This window comes from Beggiatoa alba B18LD, assembly GCF_000245015.1.
Taxonomy (GTDB): Bacteria; Pseudomonadota; Gammaproteobacteria; order Beggiatoales; family Beggiatoaceae; genus Beggiatoa; species Beggiatoa alba.
In genome coordinates this window covers 520,133-539,569 of sequence record NZ_JH600070.1, presented here as the reverse complement: position 1 = coordinate 539,569, position 19,437 = coordinate 520,133, and the positions used below count along the sequence as shown (strand labels likewise).

Here is a 19,437-nt window from a genome sequence, read left to right as displayed (position 1 = left end):
CATTATCTCATGCTCAATTGTTATATAATGATACTTTCTTGACAGCTCATAGAAATCAACTCATGACAATCATTGCTTCTGAAGAGAACGCCCCACTGGTGTTAATTGTTGACGATGACGCAACGATGCGTTTATTAATGCGACATACGCTAAAAAAAGCGGGTTTTCAGGTAGAGGAAGCTGGCGATGGTTTGCCTGCGCTCCAAATTTTTAAAGAAAAAAAACCAGATATTATTCTGTTAGATGTCATGATGCCTGGTATGGATGGTTATAAAACCTGCGCCGAAATTCGTAAATTACAAGGTGGCGAACACATTCCCATCCTGATGGTGACAGGCTTGGATGATATGGAATCCATCAATCAAGCCTATGAAGCAGGTGCAACCGACTTCATCACAAAACCCATTACTTATCCCTTGCTAGGTCATCGAGTGCGCTATGTACTCCGTGCGAGTCAAGCCATGGCAAATGTTGGTAAAAGCCAAGCCAGTTTGGCACATGCACAAGCAATTGCCCATTTAGGAAACTGGGAATGGGATATGACCAACAACAGTATGTTCTGGTCTGATGAAATCTATCGTATTCTGGGCTGTCATCACCTTGCAGAAAAAGGGGTTTCCCACAAACCAACCTTAGAATCATTCTTAGCCTGCGTTCATCCTGATGATCAAACCCCCTTTTCTGAACATGTGGAAATGGCTGTTAAGACAGGAAATCCCCTTAGTTTTGACCACCGTATCTTAATGCCCGATGGCAAAGTGCGGATTGTTCATGAACAAGGCGAAATCATGATGAATGAACAAGGTAAAGCCGTATTGATGAATGGCACAACGCAAGATATTACTGAACGTAAATCGGTAGAAAATGAATTAGCGCAATATCGTAACCATTTAGAAGAATTAGTCGAAAAGCGTACCGTCGAATTAACTGCCGCTAATGCACAACTGCGCAAAGCCAAAGAACAAGCAGAACAAGCCAATGAGTTAAAAGATAAATTTGTTTCATTGGTTGCGCATGATTTACGCTCCCCCTTAGCGGGTATTATCTCTGCATTAGAATATCTCTACACCGACGACGAAGCCCCTTTAAATGAAGATCATCAAGATATTGTACGTCGGTTATTAGAAATCGGTAAATCTGCTATTCATCTCATAGAAGACGTTTTAAATATCAGTCGTTTAAAAACGGGTAAGTTAACGCCTAAACCCAAGTTTGTTGATGCACAACAAAAGGTTGAAAAAACCATTAATAACTTACGTTACCTTGCAAAACAAAAAGGGGTGGAGTTAGTGAATAACGTCCCGCAAGGTGTGCGTTTATTTGCGGACATCGCTCTATTAGGCGAGGTGATTCAAAACTTAGCGTCGAATGCGATTAAATTTTGTAAAAAAGGCGATGTAATCAATTTTTATATTCCTGCTGACCGTCCGACAAGCATTGCAGTCAAAGATACAGGGGTTGGTATTCCCGCAGAAAATTTGCCTAAACTCTTTAAAATTGAAGAAAAAACGTCAACAACAGGGACAGCAGGCGAAAAAGGCACAGGATTCGGCTTGCCTTTCAGTCAAGATATTATGTTTGCACATAATGGCAGTTTGACGGTTGAGTCCGAACTTGGCAAAGGGACAACTTTCTTTATTAATTTACCGCCAGTTACGCCAGAAGTATTAATTATCGATCCAACCATCAGCGAGCGAACGGCGTTAAAACAATTGTTACAACACTATGCGATTCATGTTTTAGAAAGTGATGATAAAGAAACAGGCTTTAACCTTGCTGAAAAACACCAGCCACATCTTATTTTTTGTGATTTAACTGACCCTGATTTACAAGGCGATATCAGTGCATTAACGCAGTTTAAACAAAACCCTGCGACTAAGGAAATTAGCCTTGTGATGATGAGTAATCTGATGGATGAGACGATTTTAAACAAATTAGTGAATATGGGCGTTGATGATTTCTTACGTAAACCATTAGATAACGGGGAAGTCATTAAACGGCTGGAAACTATTTTATTAATCAATCCATTGCCGAATTAATGATAAAGCACGTGTAGATAAATAAATCTACGACGCGCTCTTTTATAGTAAACGTAACTTGAGTTCAGCGAGTTTTATAAAACAAAACAGAGACCTGCTAGGTTTTCAAAACTTAGCAGGTCTTTTTTTGTCTGAATCAGAATTCACAGAATTTTCAGAATTAGCAGAATTAAAAACAATTAAAAACAATTAAAAACATAATTTTTATTCTTTTAATTTTCTTGTCTTTTTAATCCTGAAAATCCTGATTCAGACAAACTGTTGTCTTTTTAAAAGAAACTCGCCGAACTCAGGTAACTAAAAAATGTAGGGTGGAATAGCGAAGCGTATTCCACCATACGATTTATAATCTGTTTTTGCTCAGTTGTTGCAGAATTTCAAGGTGGAATACGCTTCGCTATTCCACCCTACAATATTCAAGCTCTTGTCTTTTTAAAAGAATCTCGCCGTACTCGCGTTAAACGCACTATATCATCCTGTTAATTTTCTTCCATCATAAAGTTGCAACCGCTTCATTTTTAACATTCTGCAATGTTTTTAGCGGGTATTGTTTAATAATCAATAAGGTGATGTCATCCGAAATTTTCTGCACACCAATATGCTGTTTTAAATCCTGAATCACTTTTTCTTTAATCACTTCCGCACTTTCCTGCCACGCCATTTGTACAACATGACATAAACGCTCAACCGTGTAAGGCTGATGTTCAAGGTTAAAAGCCTCTGTAATACCATCGGTATATAACACAATCCCATCGCCTGTATTTAAAATGATTTTTCTCTGATTAATAAAAGGCGCGATATTTTCCTCAATCCCGACCATAAATCCCAGTTCTAAGGTATCTATCCGTTCAATAGCACCATTTGCACGGACAACTAACACCTCTTCATGCTGACCGCTCAATTTTACTTGACCATTTTGATAATCTAATAATGACAAGGTCAGGTTTTTATCACTATCCATCCGCTTAATATTCTTATAAATCGTCCGATTTAAAATATCTAAAAATTGCTGTGGATTAGTCACATTATTCAGTAATAGCGTTCTAACAGCGGTTTGTACCATCATCATCAACACACCACTTTCTAACCCATGTCCTGTTACATCACCAATACCGATTTTAATATGTCCATTGTGTTGTAACACATCATAATAATCACCCCCGACTTCTGTTGCAGGCTCCATATAACCTGCAATATCTAAATCAGTAATTTCTTTTAATTCATCAGGTTTAGGTAAGACAAGATGTTGTAAATGGCGCGAAATTTCTAATTCTGTTCCCATACGCATATTTTCTGCTTTTAAGCGTGAATTTAAGGAACGGATTTCTTCATATGCCTGATGTAATTCCTGAGTACGCTCTGCAACCCGTTTTTCTAAGCCCTCATTCAGTGCTTTTAATAACTGCTGATTATGTTCACGTTGAGCAATTTCACGTTCTAACGCCTTCTTTTTCTGAAGTTCAAAACGGCTTTGTTTTAAGACACTACTAAAAACAAGGAGTAATAAACCAACGATAAGCCAAGTCGTTATGATAACGCTCAAGACTATATTGGAGATTTTTTGCTCTTTTTCTAACTGTTCGTTTTCATGATTTAAAATGTGCAACACCCATCCTAATTGAGGCAATGTCGCTGCTGCGGGTTCAATCTCTGTAAAACTTAAATGTCTATGACTGTGAAAGCCTAAAAATTGGTGGAAAGCGTTTAAAGTTTCAGGCGATATTTTTGTAAAATCTGTGCTTGTCTCTTTAGAAACATATTGTTGTAGCTCTTTGATTAATGGGTGTAATATCGGTTTACCTGCTGCTGTGGTGACATAAACAATACCTTTATTGCCATATTCTGCATTAATCTTTTCAATCGTGGCTTGTAGAATAGCAATGGTTGTGTCAACGGTGACGATGCCAATGGGTTTACCCTGTTGATTTAAAATTTTTTTCCCAAAGGTCACAAATACTTCTGATGTCACGTTGCTATTATCCAGATAAGGTTCAGAAACATGTACGTTATCGGGTGATTCGATAACATCTAAATACCAACGTTCTTTAGAATAATCATAATGTTCTGTTGCCCATTCGTAGGTAATTCGGGTGTGAGCATCTGGCGTGTTGCGGTCCGCATAAGGTCCATATAAGCGTTGATTTGCATTAAATTGATGGGGTTCGTAGAAAAAACCAACACCAAAGACAGGTTGTGGGGCAGATTCTACGAGAATAGAAAGAAGACTGGTGGCTTTATCTGAATCGCCTGTTGCGTAGTGTGCAACTAACGCGGCGGTGTAGGCGAGTTGGCGCAAACTAACGGTATAGGCAGAGAAATTTGTTGCTAATTCATTCGCTTTTGTTTGCTGTTGGCGAATAAAATCACTGTGTAAATTTTCCACTCGTACCATGTAAAAAATGCCCATGCCAATGGTGATAAGCACAGCAACGGCAACACTGAGCATCATTGTTATGATGAGGGCAAAGTAGCCTGATTGTCTAACATGTATTAGTAATGACATGATCATTCCTTGCAATCATGATTATCACTATTTCAGTAAATAATCGGTTGTTATTTCCAATGGTTTTTTCTTTTTGATAGGTTATTTAACATGATTGTAACGAAAAAAAAGCGAATATACTTAAGCCTCACAAGTGATTAGTTTGTGACGCTTAAGAAATCTTTTGATTTTTAAATATTAAGTAACTCAATTAATAAGGCTTTATGGTCGGTATTTTTGAGATGAATAATGGAAATAAATCTTGAATTTTCTCTTTGATGCTTTATTCTCAAAAAATTTTTAATGGGGATAGACTAACAACTGCCCTTGCCCTCACTTGCTTGATTGATTCATGTTAAAAAACATCGTGCGAATACGTAACCAATTTATTTTATTTGCCTCTTTATTAAGCATTGCGCCGAGTATGAGTTACGCGCTTGATTGGGGGATGTGTCAGGCGATTGGGGAAATTACGCCTCTACCGCCCGTTTTACCGCCCCCACCTGAAAATAATGCCGTGCGTTTATATGCGGATGACGGGGAAATGTATGAACAAGAGGGAAAAATTGTTGCCAGTGGCAATGTGATTTTGCAACGGGGCGAGCAGGTTTTAAAAACAGACTTGGCAACCTACTTAAAAAATCAAGAGGTTGTTGATGCTGAGGGGAGTTTCACGTTTTGGGACAAGCAATTTATTATCAGTGGTAGCCGTGCCAAATTACTCCCCAATCATCAGGGAGAAATGCAAGATGTGCATTATTGGTTATTGAACCGTCGCGGGCGCGGGCAAGCGACTTCGTTACAGCGAGAAAATGAGAATAATGCCAAGTTGCAACAAACGACTTATACGACTTGTGACCCTAGTTCGGAAGTCTGGCGATTAAAAGCAAGTAACGTGCATTTAAATCAGGAAACAGGGCGAGGCTCTGCTAATAATGTAGTGATTAATATTTTAAATATTCCTGTCTTTTATAGCCCTTATTTGTCATTCCCTATTGATGACCGTCGTTTGTCTGGCTTTTTACCGCCGAGTATGGGGAGTTCGGACGAAGTCGGGATTGAGTTTAGTATCCCCTATTATCTCAATCTCGCCCCAAATTATGACGCGACGATTACGCCCCGTTTGATGAGTAAGCGCGGTGTTTTGTTGGGGACAGAATTTCGCTATTTGTTAGAAAACAGTGGCGGGCAAATTGAGTGGGAATATTTACCCAATGACCGCACGGCAGATGAAGATAGAAGTTTGTTGAAAATTCGGCATAGTGGCATGGTTGTGCCGTCTTTATATACGGATATTGTTTATGATGAAGTGTCTGATGATCGTTATTTTAGAGAGTTAGGCGATAATTTGACGATATCGAGTACCACGCACTTGGAACAACGAGGCGATTTGCGTTTTTTTGGCAATGGTTGGAATGTGTTAGGACGGTTACAGCGTTATCAGAGTTTGGATACAAATCCTGCAACCCGTCCGTATGAACGGTTACCGCAAATTGTTTTAAGCAGTGATTTACCCGAACGGAATAAACAGTTAAATGTACAAGGGCAAATGGAGCTTGTAAATTTTGAGCGTTCTTATAATGAAGCCCCTGTCGGTAATCGTTATGATTTTAAATCAACGCTCAGTTTTCCATGGCGGACAGCAAGCGGTTTTGTTGTCCCTTCCGCAATTTTACGCCACACCCGTTATGATTTAACCCAATTACCTGATGAGTCTGTGAGTGCTTTGCGTGACCATCCAAGCCGTAGCACTTATACCTTGATGATGGATACAGGTTTATTTTTTGACCGCGAGGTAAATTGGTTTAATCGTTATTTACTACATACATTAGAACCGCGTTTATTTTATCGTTATACACCTTATGAATATCAAGAGGATATTCCGATATTTGATACGGCTGAGTACGATTTATCATTTGGGCAATTATTCCGTGATAACCGTTTTATTGGGGCTGACCGTGTCGATGATGGTCATCAATTAACGGCAGCATTAACCACACGGTTTGTCGACCAAGCAACAGGGTTAGAAAATTTACGGGTCAGTGTGGGACAAATCTATTATTTTGCTGACCGTGAGGTTGTATTGCCCAGTGAATTATGGAATACCGATAGCACGTCGGATATTGTGGCGGAACTCTCTTCGCAATTTAATGCGCGTTTAAGTGGTTCTGCAACAATGCTTTGGAATCCAAACAGTAATAACACGGAATTGAGTATTTGGCGATTACGTTATCGTCCGAATACTGACAGTTTATATAATTTCTCCTATCGTTTACGTGAAAACCGTTTAGAACAAACGGATATTTCTTGGCGGTTTCCTTTGTCGTCTCAATGGCGCAGCTTAGGACGTTGGAATTATTCGCTAGATGCGCGTAAAGATTTAGAGGTCTTTTTAGGACTTGAGTATGAAAGTTGCTGTTGGGCAATACGAGGCGTTGCACGTCGCTATTTGAATACGATTGAAGGTGATTATCTGCATGGTTTCTTCTTAGAAGTAGAATTAAAAGGCTTAGGTGGTTTTGGGAAGAAAGCTGATGCATTTTTAGAAGATAATATCGTGGGTTATGACGATAGATTTTAATCCATTATCAAAATAGAGATTCAAAGGCGTATTAACGATAGGGTTATACGCCTTTTTTTACCGCTACTATTTGCATTATCACGTTGATTATGTATGAGGTTAACTATGATGAACCAAAAAAGATGTTGGCTCTTAGGGGGGCTACTTTTCTTAAACAGTTGTGCAACATCTCCCTTAGGACGTAATCAGTTGGTTTTTATGCCTGCTGATGAAATGGATAAAATGGGCTTGCAAACGTTTGAGAACTTAAAGCAAGAAACGCCTTTATCGACAGATAAGCGTAAACAGACTTATGTGTCTTGTATTACCAATGCTATCGTGAGAGTGACAAATAGTAATGTACAAAACTGGGAAGTTGCTGTATTTCAAGATGATGAATCAGTAAACGCTTTTGCCTTACCTGGTGGAAAAATCGGGGTTTATACAGGGCTTTTACCCGTTGCAAATAATCAGCACCAGTTAGCTGCAGTCATCGGGCATGAAATTGGGCATGTGTTAGCACAACATGGCAATGAACGTGTCTCTCAAGAAACCTTGTTACAAACAGGGTTACAAGCGGTGCAAGCGTCACTGTCTAATCCACAATCACAAACCGCTCAATTGACCATGGCAGCGTTAGGTGTTGGCGCACAATTTGGCGTGTTATTACCTTATGGACGCACGCAAGAAAGTGAAGCGGATATTATCGGCTTGCAATTGATGGCAAATGCAGGGTTTGACCCTCGCCAAAGTATTCAACTCTGGCAAAACATGTCAGCCGCCAGTCAAGGACAGCCTCCAGAGTTTTTATCAACCCACCCCGCCCACGAAACCCGTATTCAACAATTATCTAATGCCATGCCACAAGCTATGCAATTATATGAGACCGCAAAAAAACAAGGCAGAACGCCTAATTGCCGTTTATAAAAACAAGGCTTAAATAATCAATCCGTTTGTTAAGCGTCAATCCACAAATAAAACAGGATACAATAGTAACATTGTATCCTTAATTCCCGATGGTCTGTGCCTGTCATGCAAACCAATCTGAACACCACGCATTTTTTACACTTAGATAAACCCTTATTATTTGGTCTTATTATCTTAGCTTCCATCGGTCTTGTGGTTGTTTACAGTGCTGATGGGCAAGATTTAGACCTTGTCTTTAAACAAGCATTACGAATTTTATTAGGATTCGGCGTGATGTTTATCATTGCACAGATTCACCCTCAGCAATTAATACGTTGGGTTCCTTGGATTTATCTAGCTGGCGTGATTATGCTCATTGCAGTGATTTTAATCGGCGACATCAGCAAAGGGGCACAACGTTGGTTAGATTTTGGTATTGTACGCTTTCAACCGTCGGAATTAATGAAATTAGCCGTTCCTTTAATGGTTGTTTGGTTTGTTGCTGACCGCCCATTACCGCCGACCTATTTTCGTTTAGCCATTGCAACGCTATTGATAGCTGTCCCCATGTTATTAATTGCCAAACAACCTGATTTAGGAACAGCCTTATTAGTAGGCGCGGCGGGGACATTTGTCCTGTTATTGGGGGGGATTCCATGGAAATTGATTTTCAGCTTATTAGCTATCGCACCCGTTGCAGGTTATGCCCTTTGGAATGTGATGCATGACTATCAACGGCAACGGGTTTTAACCTTATTAAACCCTGAAGCCGACCCTTTAGGCACAGGCTACCATATCATTCAATCACAAATCGCCATTGGCTCAGGCGGGATTTATGGCAAAGGCTGGTTAAATGGCACACAATCCCATTTAGAATTTTTACCTGAACGCTCCACCGACTTTATTTTTGCAGTTTATTCCGAAGAATTTGGGCTATTAGGGATTCTTTTACTACTATCAGTTTATATTTTTATTCTCACACGAGGCATGATAATTGCCGCACAAGCACAAGGCAGTTTTTCTCGCCTATTAGCAGGTAGCTTAATCCTGACTTTCTTTATTTACATTTTTATCAATATGGGAATGGTAACAGGTATTTTTCCTGTTGTCGGTGTACCACTACCCATGATTAGTTACGGTGGTACTTCTGTTGTAACACTGATGGCTGGTTTTGGACTGTTAATGGGGGTACACACACATAAACGACTGTTGTCGAACTGATTATTCTTAAAACTGACAGTACACATTCACGGTTATTTCTTGACTGTATTCCATCATGAATAAACACTTTTCCTTAGCTTTTATCCAATCAATTGGACTGAGTCTTTTACTCAGTTTCTATAGTCTTAATAGTTTTGCGACCACACAAGCGGAATTTATTGCGGATATGGTAAATCAACACGGTTTTGATTATGCCTCCCTCAATCGCTTACTCGCACAAGCCGAAGTCAAACAAAGCATTATCAAAGCCATTACCCCACCAAAATCAGGCAAAGCCCGCCCGTGGTATGAATACCGCAAAATATTTATTAATGACAAACGCATTAATGGCGGGGTTGCCTTTTGGCAAGAAAATGCAGCGGCTTTACAACGTGCAGAACAAGTATATGGCGTTCCTGCTGAATTCATTGTTGCGATTATTGGCGTAGAAACGTTTTACGGGCAAAACATGGGCAGTTATCGAGTGTTAGACGCACTCGTAACACTGGCTTTTAATTATCCGCGCCGTGCCGACTACTTTCGAGGTGAATTAGAAAATTTTCTACTCTTAACTCGAGATGAAAGAATTAACCCTTTAAGTTTAAAAGGCTCTTATGCAGGCGCGATGGGTTTAGGGCAATTTATGCCCAGTAGTTTTCGCAACTATGCCGTCGATTTCGACAACGATGGACATCGCAATATTTGGACAAATCCAACCGATGCAATTGGAAGTGTTGCCAATTATTTCAAACAACATGGCTGGCAAACTCGACAACCCGTCATGATTGCAACGCAAGTACGCCCCGACGCGGAAAAAACCTTGTTAAGTCTGGATTTTAAAATGAATCGTTCTTTAGGCTGGTTTAAACAAAATGGCTTGCTATTTTATGGCGATTTACCCGACCAAACATTAGGGCTTTTAATTGATTTAGAAACTGAACAAGGGAAAGCCTATTGGTTTGGATTAAACAACTTTTTTGTTATCACCCGCTACAATCGGAGTAACCGCTACGCGATGGCGGTTTATCAATTAGCCACCGACATTGCAACATTGTATTATGGACAAGCGCACTAATTTTTTAAGTTTATTAACCCTTTTAGCTTTTGGTCTCAGCAGTTGTGCCAATACAACACCAACGCACACCGTTACGCCCGCTCCCCGCTCATCCGTTGCCAATCCCCCCGCTAGCTCGGCAACAACAACCTTACCTAACCCCGCTACTCGAACAACCACGCCAACGATTACCCAACCCGTGAATTATCAAACCCGTGGAAATGCCAGTTGGTACGATTTAGGCGTACATGGGATGAAAACAGCCAGCGGCGAAGTTTACGACTTATACAAAATGACGGCTGCCCATGCAACATTACCCTTATATAGCCGTGTTCAAGTCACTTCCCTACAAACAGGACAAAGCGTGATTGTGACGATTAACGACAGATTGACTGATAACCAGACAAATATTCGTCTTGCCTATGACGCAGCAAAACGAATTGGGCTGATAAATCAAGCAAATCGCCTTGTCAATATCCGCCTGCTCAGTACACCTTAATCAGGCAATATGGGCATTAATCCTGCAAAGATAGGTAAACCCCTTTTTACTTTAAAATTAAAGTGACCATCATGATGATTTTGCGAAGATTTTACAGCCTCTTATTACTGGGTTTATTGATATACCCATGGATAAGTCACGCTGAATCCATTACGAACCTTGCCCCAACGCCACCAACCTTATCCGCACGCAACTACTTCTTACTAGATTTTCACAGCGATGCCATTTTGATGGAAAAAGGCGCAGATGAACGTATAGACCCCGCAAGCCTAACCAAACTCATGACGGCTTATATCGTCTTTGAAGCCTTAAAAACAGGGCGGATTAAATTGACCGATGAAGTCTTGATTAGCGAAAAAGCATGGAAAATGTCAGGTTCACGCATGTATGTTGAAGTCAACAGTCGTGTACCGCTAGAGTCTTTAATCAAAGGCATGATTATCCAATCAGGCAATGATGCCAGCGTCGCGCTTGCGGAATACGTCAGCAGTTCTGAAGAAACCTTTGTCGACCTGATGAACCGCAAAGCACAACAGTTAGGGCTTAAAAATACCCGTTATGCCAATACCACGGGCTTACCCGTAGAAAATCATTACAGCACTACGCGCGACCTTGCCTATATGGCAAAAGCCTTAATTCGAGATTTTCCAGAATATTACCGCTACTACTCAGAAAAAGAGTTTGCTTACAACAACATCACACAAACAAATCGCAATTTATTATTATGGCGAGATGCCAGCGTTGATGGGGTAAAAACAGGCTATACCGAAACAGCAGGCTATTGCCTAATCGCCTCTGCTAAACGAGGAGAAATGCGTTTAATTGGCGTTATTATGGGCACAGCAGGCAGAACAGAACGTGCTGATGAAAATCAAAAAATGCTGGAATACGGCTTCCGCTTTTTTGAAACTTACGAACTTTATAAACCCAGACAAGCCTTAAATAATGAAAAAGTCTGGCAAGGAGAAGTCGGACAAGTGGCTTTAGGTTTAGCAGATTCTCTTTATATTACAATTCCGAAAGGACAATATGCCCAATTAAGTGCGAGTATCCAGTTAAACGGTAAAATTATTGCGCCTGTCAGTGCGGGCGCAACTTATGGACGTTTAATTATTCGCATTGCCAACCAAGCTATTGCAGAACGTCCCATTATTGCATTAAACAATGTCAATACAGGCAACTGGTTTCAACAATCAATAGATTACTTCTGGTCACTGTGGGAATAAATGCAGGACATTGTATTTTCACCCGATACGATGGCTCTCGACGACAGTTCGGCGAGTTTCTTTTAAAAAAAGACAACAGCTTGTCTGAATCAGGATTAACAGGATTTAAAACCCTCAAACCAAAAAGTCAGGTGAATCACGCTTTTTAATCCTGCTAATTCTGAAAATTCTGATTCAGACAAAAATAGGACTCTGGTTTAGTACAACCATATCGTTCTTTTCTACGTGTTTCACTTCGTAACGCATAAAACAAGATAAGTTAGCGCACTATTAAGCCTTTTTAACTGGTAACTCATTTATTTTAAAAAATAAAATCCATATAACCTATTATTAAAATCAACTATTATCCTCGCTAAAAATAGAGCAAAAAACTCAGGAATTCTATTCTTTTCTCCCTTAAAAATTCAGATTGATTAACAGGGTTCACTTTCTTTATAGTGAGTACCTCATCTGTTTCATTTATACGCTTGTGATAACTCAATGCCTAATAACAAGTGTGTAAGGCATTTTCAAAAAGTCTTTGAACTAGGAAAACCACCATGTCCACAACTGATACCTACTACGAGGTGATGCGCCGACAAGGCATCACTCGGCGGAGTTTCCTCAAATTTTGCAGTCTAACTGCTGCCGCATTGGGTTTAGGGCCCGAATATGTCGGACAAATTGCTCATGCAATGGAAACTAAACCACGTACCCCTGTCGTTTGGTTACACGGCTTAGAATGTACCTGTTGCTCTGAATCCTTTATTCGCTCCGCGCATCCCCTCGCTAAGGATGTGGTGCTTTCCATGTTGTCATTGGATTATGACGATACGTTAATGGCTGCCGCTGGACATCAAGCCGAAGCCTGTTTAGAAGAAACCATTACCAAGTATAAAGGCAATTACATTCTTGCCGTTGAAGGTAATCCGCCCTTAAATGAAGATGGGATGTATTGCATCATCGGTGGAAAACCCTTTGTCGAACAATTAAAACGCGCTGCCGAAGGCGCGAAAGCCATTATTGCATGGGGTTCTTGTGCCTCTTGGGGCTGTGTGCAAGCCGCAAAGCCTAATCCCACTCAAGCAACCCCTGTGCATAAAGTCATTTTAGATAAACCCGTCATTAAAATTCCTGGTTGCCCACCGATTGCAGAAGTCATGACTGGCGTTGTCACTTATATGCTCACCTTTGGACGTTTACCCGAATTAGACCGCCAAGGTCGTCCTAAAATGTTCTATGGGCAACGGATTCACGACAAATGCTACCGCCGTCCGCATTTTGACGCAGGGCAATATGTGGAAACATGGGACGACGAAAACGCTCGCAAAGGTTACTGTTTGTATAAAGTCGGCTGTAAAGGGCCGACGACTTATAACGCTTGTTCTACTGTGCGCTGGAATGAAGGCGTATCTTTCCCGATTGGCTCAGGTCATGGCTGTATTGGCTGTTCTGAAGATGGCTTTTGGGATAAAGGCTCATTTTATGACCGCGTTACCGATGTCGGACATTATTTCGACGGGGCTGCCAAAATGGGCGAACACATCGGTGTTGAAGCCCAAGCGGATAAAGTCGGCATGGTTGCCGCTGGCGCAGTGGGTGGTGCGATTGTCGCCCACATCGCCGCAACCGCGATTCAACGCGCCCGCAAAGGCAACACCATCCAAACGACAGACAGTAGTGATAATGCAGTAGAAAGGAGCGAACAATAATGGCAGTGGTAACAACCCCTAACGGGTTTTCTTTAGATGATAGTGGCAAACGGGTTGTTGTTGACCCTGTCACCCGTATCGAAGGGCATATGCGTTGTGAGGTCAATTTAGACGAAAACAACGTCATTCGTAACGCCGTTTCTACGGGGACAATGTGGCGCGGTTTAGAAGTGATTTTAAAAGGGCGCGACCCCCGCGATGCTTGGGCATTCTGTGAGCGGATTTGTGGCGTTTGTACAGGCACACACGCGCTTGTCTCTGTTCGTGCGGTAGAAGATGCAGCAGGGATTAAAATCCCAACCAATGCGAATATCATTCGTAACTTAATGCAACTCTGTTTATACGCACATGACCATTTAGTTCATTTTTATCATTTACATGCATTAGACTGGGTCGATGTCGTTAGCGCGTTAAAAGCCGACCCGAAAAAAACCTCTGAATTAGCCCAAAGTATTTCCAGTTGGCCCCTATCCTCCCCTGGATATTTCCTTGATATTCAAACCCGTTTAAAAGCTTTCGTCGAATCAGGACAACTAGGGCCATTCATGAATGGCTACTGGGGCAACCCTGCGTATAAACTACCGCCCGAAGCCAACTTAATGGCGGTTGCGCATTACTTAGAAGCCCTAGATTTCCAAAAAGAAATTGTTAAAATTCACACTGTATTCGGTGGAAAAAATCCCCATCCTAACTGGCTGGTTGGCGGGATGCCCTGCGCAATTAACTTGGATAATACGGGCGCGGTCGGGGCGATTAACATGGAACGCCTCAACATGGTCAGCAGTATCATCGACCAAACCATCGACTTTATTGACAAGGTCTATGTCCCTGACCTTAAAGCCATTGCCATGTTTTACAAAGACTGGTTATATGGCGGTGGTTTATCAGGTAAAAACGTACTGTCTTATGGTGAATTCCCTGATATTGCAAACGACTACACCAATAAGAGCCTGTTAATGCCTGCAGGCGCGATTCTTAACGGCGACTTATCCACCGTTCACGATGTCGACCTACGTGACCCTAGCCAAATTCAAGAGTTTGTCAGTCATTCATGGTATGCCTACGCCGATGAAAGCAAAGGCTTACACCCATGGGACGGCGTTACTGAGCCAAAATTTGAACTCGGTAGCAAATCCAAAGGCACAAAGACCAACATCGAACAAATCGACGAATCTGCCAAATACTCTTGGATTAAATCCCCCCGTTGGAAAGGTCACGCGATGGAAGTCGGGCCTTTGGCTCGCTACATCATCGGCTACGCCAAAAACATGCCCGAGTTTAAAGAACCCGTCGACAAACTATTAAGCGACTTAGGGCTACCCGTTACCGCGCTGTTTTCCACCTTAGGACGCACCGCTGCGCGGGGTTTAGAAGCCTCTTGGTCAGCCCATGAAATGCGTCGCCAATTCGACAAACTCATTGCCAACATCAAAGCAGGCGATTCCAACACCGCCAATATGGAAAAATGGGACCCAACCTTATGGGGTAAAGTCAAAGGGGTTGGCTACGGGGAAGCCCCACGTGGTGCACTAGGACATTGGGTTGTCGTTGAAAATGGCAAAATTGCCAACTATCAAGCCGTTGTCCCTACCACATGGAACGCCTCACCGCGTGACCCACAAGGACAAATCGGTGCATACGAAGCCTCACTACTCGACACCCCCGTCGCTGTGGCTGACCAACCCTTAGAAATCTTACGGACACTACACAGTTTTGACCCTTGTTTAGCCTGCTCTACCCACGTCATCTCCCCTGACGGGCAAGAACTGGCAAAAGTCAAAGTTTTATAACGGAGGTTCACATGGCAACATCCGAAGAAACAAAACCGAAATTCCGTTATGTACAATCGGTTTATGTCTATGAAATTCCTGTGCGTTTATGGCACTGGATTAACGCGCTGTGCATCACGATATTAATGATTACAGGCTACTTAATCTCTCATCCCCTGCCCAGCATTGGCGGGGAAGCGAGTGAACACTTCATCATGGGTTATATCCGCTTTACCCATTTTGTCACCGCCTACATTTTCACTATCGGCTTTTTTGCGCGGATATACTGGGCATTTTTTGGCAATCACCACTCCAGACAATTGTTTATCCTACCGATATTCAATCTCAAATGGTGGTCAGAAGTCATTTATGAATTACGTTGGTACTTCTTTCTTGCCAAAGAACCCAAAAAATACATTGGACATAACCCATTAGCACAACTCGCCATGTTTTTCTTCATCACCTTAGGCTCACCGTTTATGATGCTGACAGGATTTGCCTTATACGCGGAAGGCACGGGCGAAGGCAGTTGGCAATATGTCCTATTTGGCTGGTTTATTCCACTGGTTGGACAAAGCCAAGATGTCCATACTTTTCACCAGCTAGGCATGTGGGCAGTATTAATTTTCGTGATGATACATATTTACGCCGCGATTCGTGAGGACATTATGTCCCGTCAAAGTCTGGTCAGCACCATGATAAGCGGTTATCGGATGTTTAAAGACTCTCGCGAATAATTAATAATTTAACGCGAGTACGGCGAGATTTATAAAATAAAACAGAGACCTGTTAGGTTTTGAAAACCTAGCAGGTCTTTTTTTGTCTGAATCAGAATTAGCAGAATTAAAAACAATTAAAAACATAATTTTTTATTCTTTTAATTTTCTTGTCTTTTTAATTCTGAAAATTCTGATTCAGACAAGGTTTTAATCTTGTCTGATGAATCTTGATAAAAAATAAGAGAGTAGTCCCTGCCAGTCCTTCAAACCGATTCGCGTGTTCCGACAGACCTGCTAGGTTTTGAAAACCTAACAGGTCTCTGTTTTATTTTATAAAACTCGCCGTACTCGCGTTAATAGTTTATGTTAAAAGACTTGTTGATTGTGTGAATGGATTATGTTGGCGGAAAGTTGGCGAGGGGTGCACGATTTAGGACTGCCAGTCCTCGAAGGACTGGCAGTCCTTGAGTTCGGGGGCATGTTGTAAATCTGCTAGGGTTTTAGAGGCTAGCAGGTTTAGAGTTTGCCTGAGAATGCGCGTTGTGAGAGGGAATTAAATAGCTCATCTACGCTGAGCTTAATAGGTATCTCTGTAAATTTTTTAACTAATATTAGATATTTATTTTGTAACTCTATAGGAGGTAAAGGAATCTTCATTTCTTTAATTTGAGTTGTAGTTAGATTTTGAAATATTGCTCCTGCCTGCCTAGATACATGAGTCGTTTTCATCAACATTAAAGTTTCTTGGAGAAATTCTGGTTTTACTCGATTTGAATTCAATTTATTAAAAGCAATAAAACCGTCATGAATACATGCATCTATTGCAAGAATTGACGTAAGTCCAACATTGCCACTAACAGCCATTACAACTGTACCAGCTTGAACAAAACGGCTTTTTTTAGCTCCTTCCTCTGTTAAATAATCAATTTTTGGTGTTACAAGTTTTCCATCTCTAGTTAAGTCTGCAACCATCAATCTAGGAACTAGCCCCCCATAAAATCTAGGGTCTTCTTTAGGTCTTGGAGAACTACCTCTAACAATTGTGCATAACTCACCAATTGATAATTTTTCCCACCCCTTCGGATTCGTCACAGGGTCGCCGAACATATCCAAAAAAACGGCGCGTAGGAAGTCGTCAGCGAGTTTTATGGCTTGTTGACGTTTGCGTCGGATTGCGTCGGCTTTGTCGAGAATAGTGGCAATTCGTTTTTGTTCGGCAAGGGGAGGGAGGGGGATTTTAATTTTTTTAATATCATTTAGGATAATTCTTCTTAAAGCAGAACCTGTTTTATTTTTACTAGCTTGTAAAATAACAATGGGTGATTTCAATACATAACCAAGATAACTTGAATCGAGTTCTTTATTAGGACGAAGAATTGCTAAGGATGATAATACAGCAAATTCTATATTTTCTTTTACAACATAAACCTTTCCAACTGTTCCATCTTTAGAAAACAAAACATCACCTAATTTAGGGGCAGAATTACCAATATCGGCTTTTTGATATTCTTCAATTGAAATTTTTGAACAATTATAAAAATCTAGCCCATCATCGGATACATCTTTAACCGTTAAAAAGGGAATACCATAACCCAAATCTGGTGGGGTATAGTGTGTTCCATCTGTCAATAAGGTACAAACATCCCCCAGCTTCACCATATCCCACATCACAATAACCCCTCCAAATCCTTCAAATCCCCCATAATTTCCGCTTCCAACGCCATTAAACGCTGTAAAATTACACGCGGGTCTTCATACGATTCTTCTTCATGCACAACAGTTTTATACCGATTAATCGACAAATCATAATTATTCGCCCGAATCTCCGAAGCCTCGACTAAAAACGCTTTCTGCGTTCTATCCCCAAACGCTGTTTGCAAAGCCTCAACGCTCGCCTGCGTTTGCAACAACTGACGGTACACTTTCCACTGCGCTAACGCATCAGGTAAATCATTATCTTTCAATGGATTACGCTTATCATCCAACGAAAAACCATCCGCCTGCACATCATAAAACCAAACGCGCTCCGTCTCTCCGCCCTTCGTAAAAAACAAAATCGCGGTACTCACACCTGCATAAGGTTTAAAAACCCCACTCGGCAAACTCACAACCGCCTCTAACTGATTCTGTTCCAACAAACGCGCCCGCAACTGCTGATGTGCTTTAGAAGAACCAAACAACACGCCATCGGGCACAATCACCCCCGCCCGTCCGCCCAACTTCAACGCCCGCAAAATGTGCGCAACAAATAACAACTCCGTTTTTTTCGTCTGCACCATTGCCAATAATTCGGGGTTTGTATTACTTTCATCTAAACTACCCTTAAAAGGCGGATTTGCTAAAATAACATCGTAAAAATTATGCGCTTGTTGCGGATAGTGTTGCAAAATAGACTTATTCAAACTGTCTTGATAATGAATATGTGCCCTATTCACCCCATGCAACAACATATTCATACTAGAAACGCGCAACATCGTCGTATCAAAATCAAAACCCCAAAACATCGCCTGATGAATATGCGCTCGATAAGGCTCTAATAAATCTCCCGTATAATGCGGATTGCCTTCCTCATCGCACAAAGTCCCCGCCTCACTAGAATGTTGACGGTTTAAATACTCCATCACCCGCGCCAAAAAGCCCGCCGTGCCACACGCAGGGTCGCAAACAACCTCTGTCGGTTGCGGGTCAAGAAATTCAATGATTTTATCAATAATATGCCGAGGTGTGCGAAATTGCCCATTAATCCCTGCGGTGGTTAATTTACTGAGCAAATACTCATAAATATCGCCTTTTACATCACTTTGCCCCAAAGGAAGCGCGTCGACCATTTCTAAGGCAGCGACTAAAACCGATTCATTTTTAATCGCTAAATCAGCATCCTGCATGTATTCGCCAATATGTCCAAACGCCTGCTGAATATCTTCTTGTCCGACTTGTTTACCTAATTGTGCAAAAAAGGGAAAAACTTGATTTTTTAAATGTGAATATAATTGATTTCCTGACAGATTTTTAAAATTTCTCCAACGCAATAATTGCCCTTCTGCCCCTTCAGGAAACAAACGCGGGAAAGCTTTCCCCGTCCGTGCAGATTTACGCTCCGCCATTTCTTCCTGCATATCCAACATTCGGGCGAACATTAAATAACTGATTTGTTCAATAACGGTTAAAGGGTTTGTAATTCCCCCTGTCCAGAATTTTTCCCACAGTTTATCGATGTCGTTTCTTAATTGACCTGTCAGCATAATGTATTGAATAAACCCTATTTAAAAAGAAATGAGGAAAACGAGGCATT

The 19,437-nt window shown here is 41.3% G+C and carries 13 protein-coding genes; 10 read left to right on the top strand and 3 right to left on the bottom strand.

Going from position 1 to position 19,437, the window contains the following annotated elements; translation table 11 throughout:
* Positions 1-62: 62 nt before the first annotated feature.
* Positions 63-2,039: a response regulator gene (locus tag BEGALDRAFT_RS17740; protein WP_002683204.1), complete on the top strand. Its 1,977-nt coding sequence runs from the start codon at positions 63-65 to the stop codon at positions 2,037-2,039.
* 493 nt (positions 2,040-2,532) lie between these two features.
* Here the strand turns inward: BEGALDRAFT_RS17740 and BEGALDRAFT_RS17735 are convergent, their stop codons facing one another.
* Entirely contained in the window at positions 2,533-4,542 is a 2,010-nt protein-coding gene (locus BEGALDRAFT_RS17735; protein ID WP_002683203.1) for a SpoIIE family protein phosphatase, read from the bottom strand.
* A gap of 331 nt (positions 4,543-4,873) precedes the next feature.
* Here BEGALDRAFT_RS17735 and BEGALDRAFT_RS02150 point away from each other — a divergent pair, with 331 nt between their 5' ends.
* The 9 genes from BEGALDRAFT_RS02150 (at position 4,874) to cybH (ending at position 16,163) form a co-directional block, all read left to right on the top strand.
* Positions 4,874-7,102 (top strand): LPS-assembly protein LptD, encoded by a 2,229-nt coding sequence (locus BEGALDRAFT_RS02150; RefSeq protein ID WP_002683201.1) that lies wholly within the window; start codon positions 4,874-4,876, stop codon positions 7,100-7,102.
* Between the two features lie 105 nt (positions 7,103-7,207).
* Positions 7,208-8,008 carry a M48 family metallopeptidase gene (locus tag BEGALDRAFT_RS02145; protein WP_002683200.1) on the top strand — a complete coding sequence of 267 codons (801 nt, stop codon included), beginning with the start codon at positions 7,208-7,210 and terminating at the stop codon, positions 8,006-8,008.
* 105 nt (positions 8,009-8,113) lie between these two features.
* Entirely contained in the window at positions 8,114-9,208 is a 1,095-nt protein-coding gene (gene rodA, locus BEGALDRAFT_RS02140; protein ID WP_002683198.1) for a rod shape-determining protein RodA, read from the top strand.
* A 55-nt stretch (positions 9,209-9,263) separates the two neighbouring features.
* Complete coding sequence (gene mltB, locus BEGALDRAFT_RS02135; protein ID WP_002683196.1) at positions 9,264-10,262, top strand: lytic murein transglycosylase B; 999 nt, start codon at positions 9,264-9,266, stop codon at positions 10,260-10,262.
* Positions 10,246-10,740 (top strand): septal ring lytic transglycosylase RlpA family protein, encoded by a 495-nt coding sequence (locus tag BEGALDRAFT_RS17730; RefSeq protein ID WP_002683194.1) that lies wholly within the window; start codon positions 10,246-10,248, stop codon positions 10,738-10,740. Before mltB ends, BEGALDRAFT_RS17730 begins: the two co-directional genes overlap by 17 nt.
* A gap of 71 nt (positions 10,741-10,811) precedes the next feature.
* Complete coding sequence (locus BEGALDRAFT_RS02125; RefSeq protein WP_002683192.1) at positions 10,812-11,966, top strand: D-alanyl-D-alanine carboxypeptidase family protein; 1,155 nt, start codon at positions 10,812-10,814, stop codon at positions 11,964-11,966.
* Positions 11,967-12,505: 539 nt separating this feature from the next.
* Positions 12,506-13,657 (top strand): hydrogenase small subunit, encoded by a 1,152-nt coding sequence (locus BEGALDRAFT_RS02120; RefSeq protein WP_002683186.1) that lies wholly within the window; start codon positions 12,506-12,508, stop codon positions 13,655-13,657.
* Entirely contained in the window at positions 13,657-15,447 is a 1,791-nt protein-coding gene (locus BEGALDRAFT_RS02115) for a nickel-dependent hydrogenase large subunit (RefSeq protein WP_002683184.1), read from the top strand. Before BEGALDRAFT_RS02120 ends, BEGALDRAFT_RS02115 begins: the two co-directional genes overlap by 1 nt.
* An 11-nt stretch (positions 15,448-15,458) precedes the next feature.
* Complete coding sequence (cybH, locus tag BEGALDRAFT_RS02110; RefSeq protein ID WP_002683182.1) at positions 15,459-16,163, top strand: Ni/Fe-hydrogenase, b-type cytochrome subunit; 705 nt, start codon at positions 15,459-15,461, stop codon at positions 16,161-16,163.
* 498 nt (positions 16,164-16,661) lie between these two features.
* Here cybH and BEGALDRAFT_RS02105 read toward each other — a convergent pair whose 3' ends face one another.
* Positions 16,662-17,813 (bottom strand): restriction endonuclease subunit S, encoded by a 1,152-nt coding sequence (locus BEGALDRAFT_RS02105; RefSeq protein WP_002683179.1) that lies wholly within the window; start codon positions 17,811-17,813, stop codon positions 16,662-16,664.
* Positions 17,813-19,387, bottom strand: coding sequence for a type I restriction-modification system subunit M (locus BEGALDRAFT_RS02100; RefSeq protein ID WP_002683177.1), 1,575 nt, complete (start codon positions 19,385-19,387; stop codon positions 17,813-17,815). The genes BEGALDRAFT_RS02105 and BEGALDRAFT_RS02100 overlap by 1 nt, the downstream gene beginning before the upstream one ends.
* Positions 19,388-19,437: the final 50 nt, after the last annotated feature.

What these genes read in the sequence shown, in the direction of transcription:
- BEGALDRAFT_RS17740 (WP_002683204.1), top strand. Translation starts at nt 63, where the DNA reads ATGACAATCATTGCTTCTGAAGAGAACGCCCCACTGGTGTTAATTGTT.
- BEGALDRAFT_RS17735 (WP_002683203.1), bottom strand. Translation starts at nt 4,542, where the DNA reads ATGTCATTACTAATACATGTTAGACAATCAGGCTACTTTGCCCTCATC.
- BEGALDRAFT_RS02150 (WP_002683201.1), top strand. Translation starts at nt 4,874, where the DNA reads ATGTTAAAAAACATCGTGCGAATACGTAACCAATTTATTTTATTTGCC.
- BEGALDRAFT_RS02145 (WP_002683200.1), top strand. Translation starts at nt 7,208, where the DNA reads ATGATGAACCAAAAAAGATGTTGGCTCTTAGGGGGGCTACTTTTCTTA.
- rodA (WP_002683198.1), top strand. Translation starts at nt 8,114, where the DNA reads ATGCAAACCAATCTGAACACCACGCATTTTTTACACTTAGATAAACCC.
- mltB (WP_002683196.1), top strand. Translation starts at nt 9,264, where the DNA reads ATGAATAAACACTTTTCCTTAGCTTTTATCCAATCAATTGGACTGAGT.
- BEGALDRAFT_RS17730 (WP_002683194.1), top strand. Translation starts at nt 10,246, where the DNA reads ATGGACAAGCGCACTAATTTTTTAAGTTTATTAACCCTTTTAGCTTTT.
- BEGALDRAFT_RS02125 (WP_002683192.1), top strand. Translation starts at nt 10,812, where the DNA reads ATGATGATTTTGCGAAGATTTTACAGCCTCTTATTACTGGGTTTATTG.
- BEGALDRAFT_RS02120 (WP_002683186.1), top strand. Translation starts at nt 12,506, where the DNA reads ATGTCCACAACTGATACCTACTACGAGGTGATGCGCCGACAAGGCATC.
- BEGALDRAFT_RS02115 (WP_002683184.1), top strand. Translation starts at nt 13,657, where the DNA reads ATGGCAGTGGTAACAACCCCTAACGGGTTTTCTTTAGATGATAGTGGC.
- cybH (WP_002683182.1), top strand. Translation starts at nt 15,459, where the DNA reads ATGGCAACATCCGAAGAAACAAAACCGAAATTCCGTTATGTACAATCG.
- BEGALDRAFT_RS02105 (WP_002683179.1), bottom strand. Translation starts at nt 17,813, where the DNA reads ATGTGGGATATGGTGAAGCTGGGGGATGTTTGTACCTTATTGACAGAT.
- BEGALDRAFT_RS02100 (WP_002683177.1), bottom strand. Translation starts at nt 19,387, where the DNA reads ATGCTGACAGGTCAATTAAGAAACGACATCGATAAACTGTGGGAAAAA.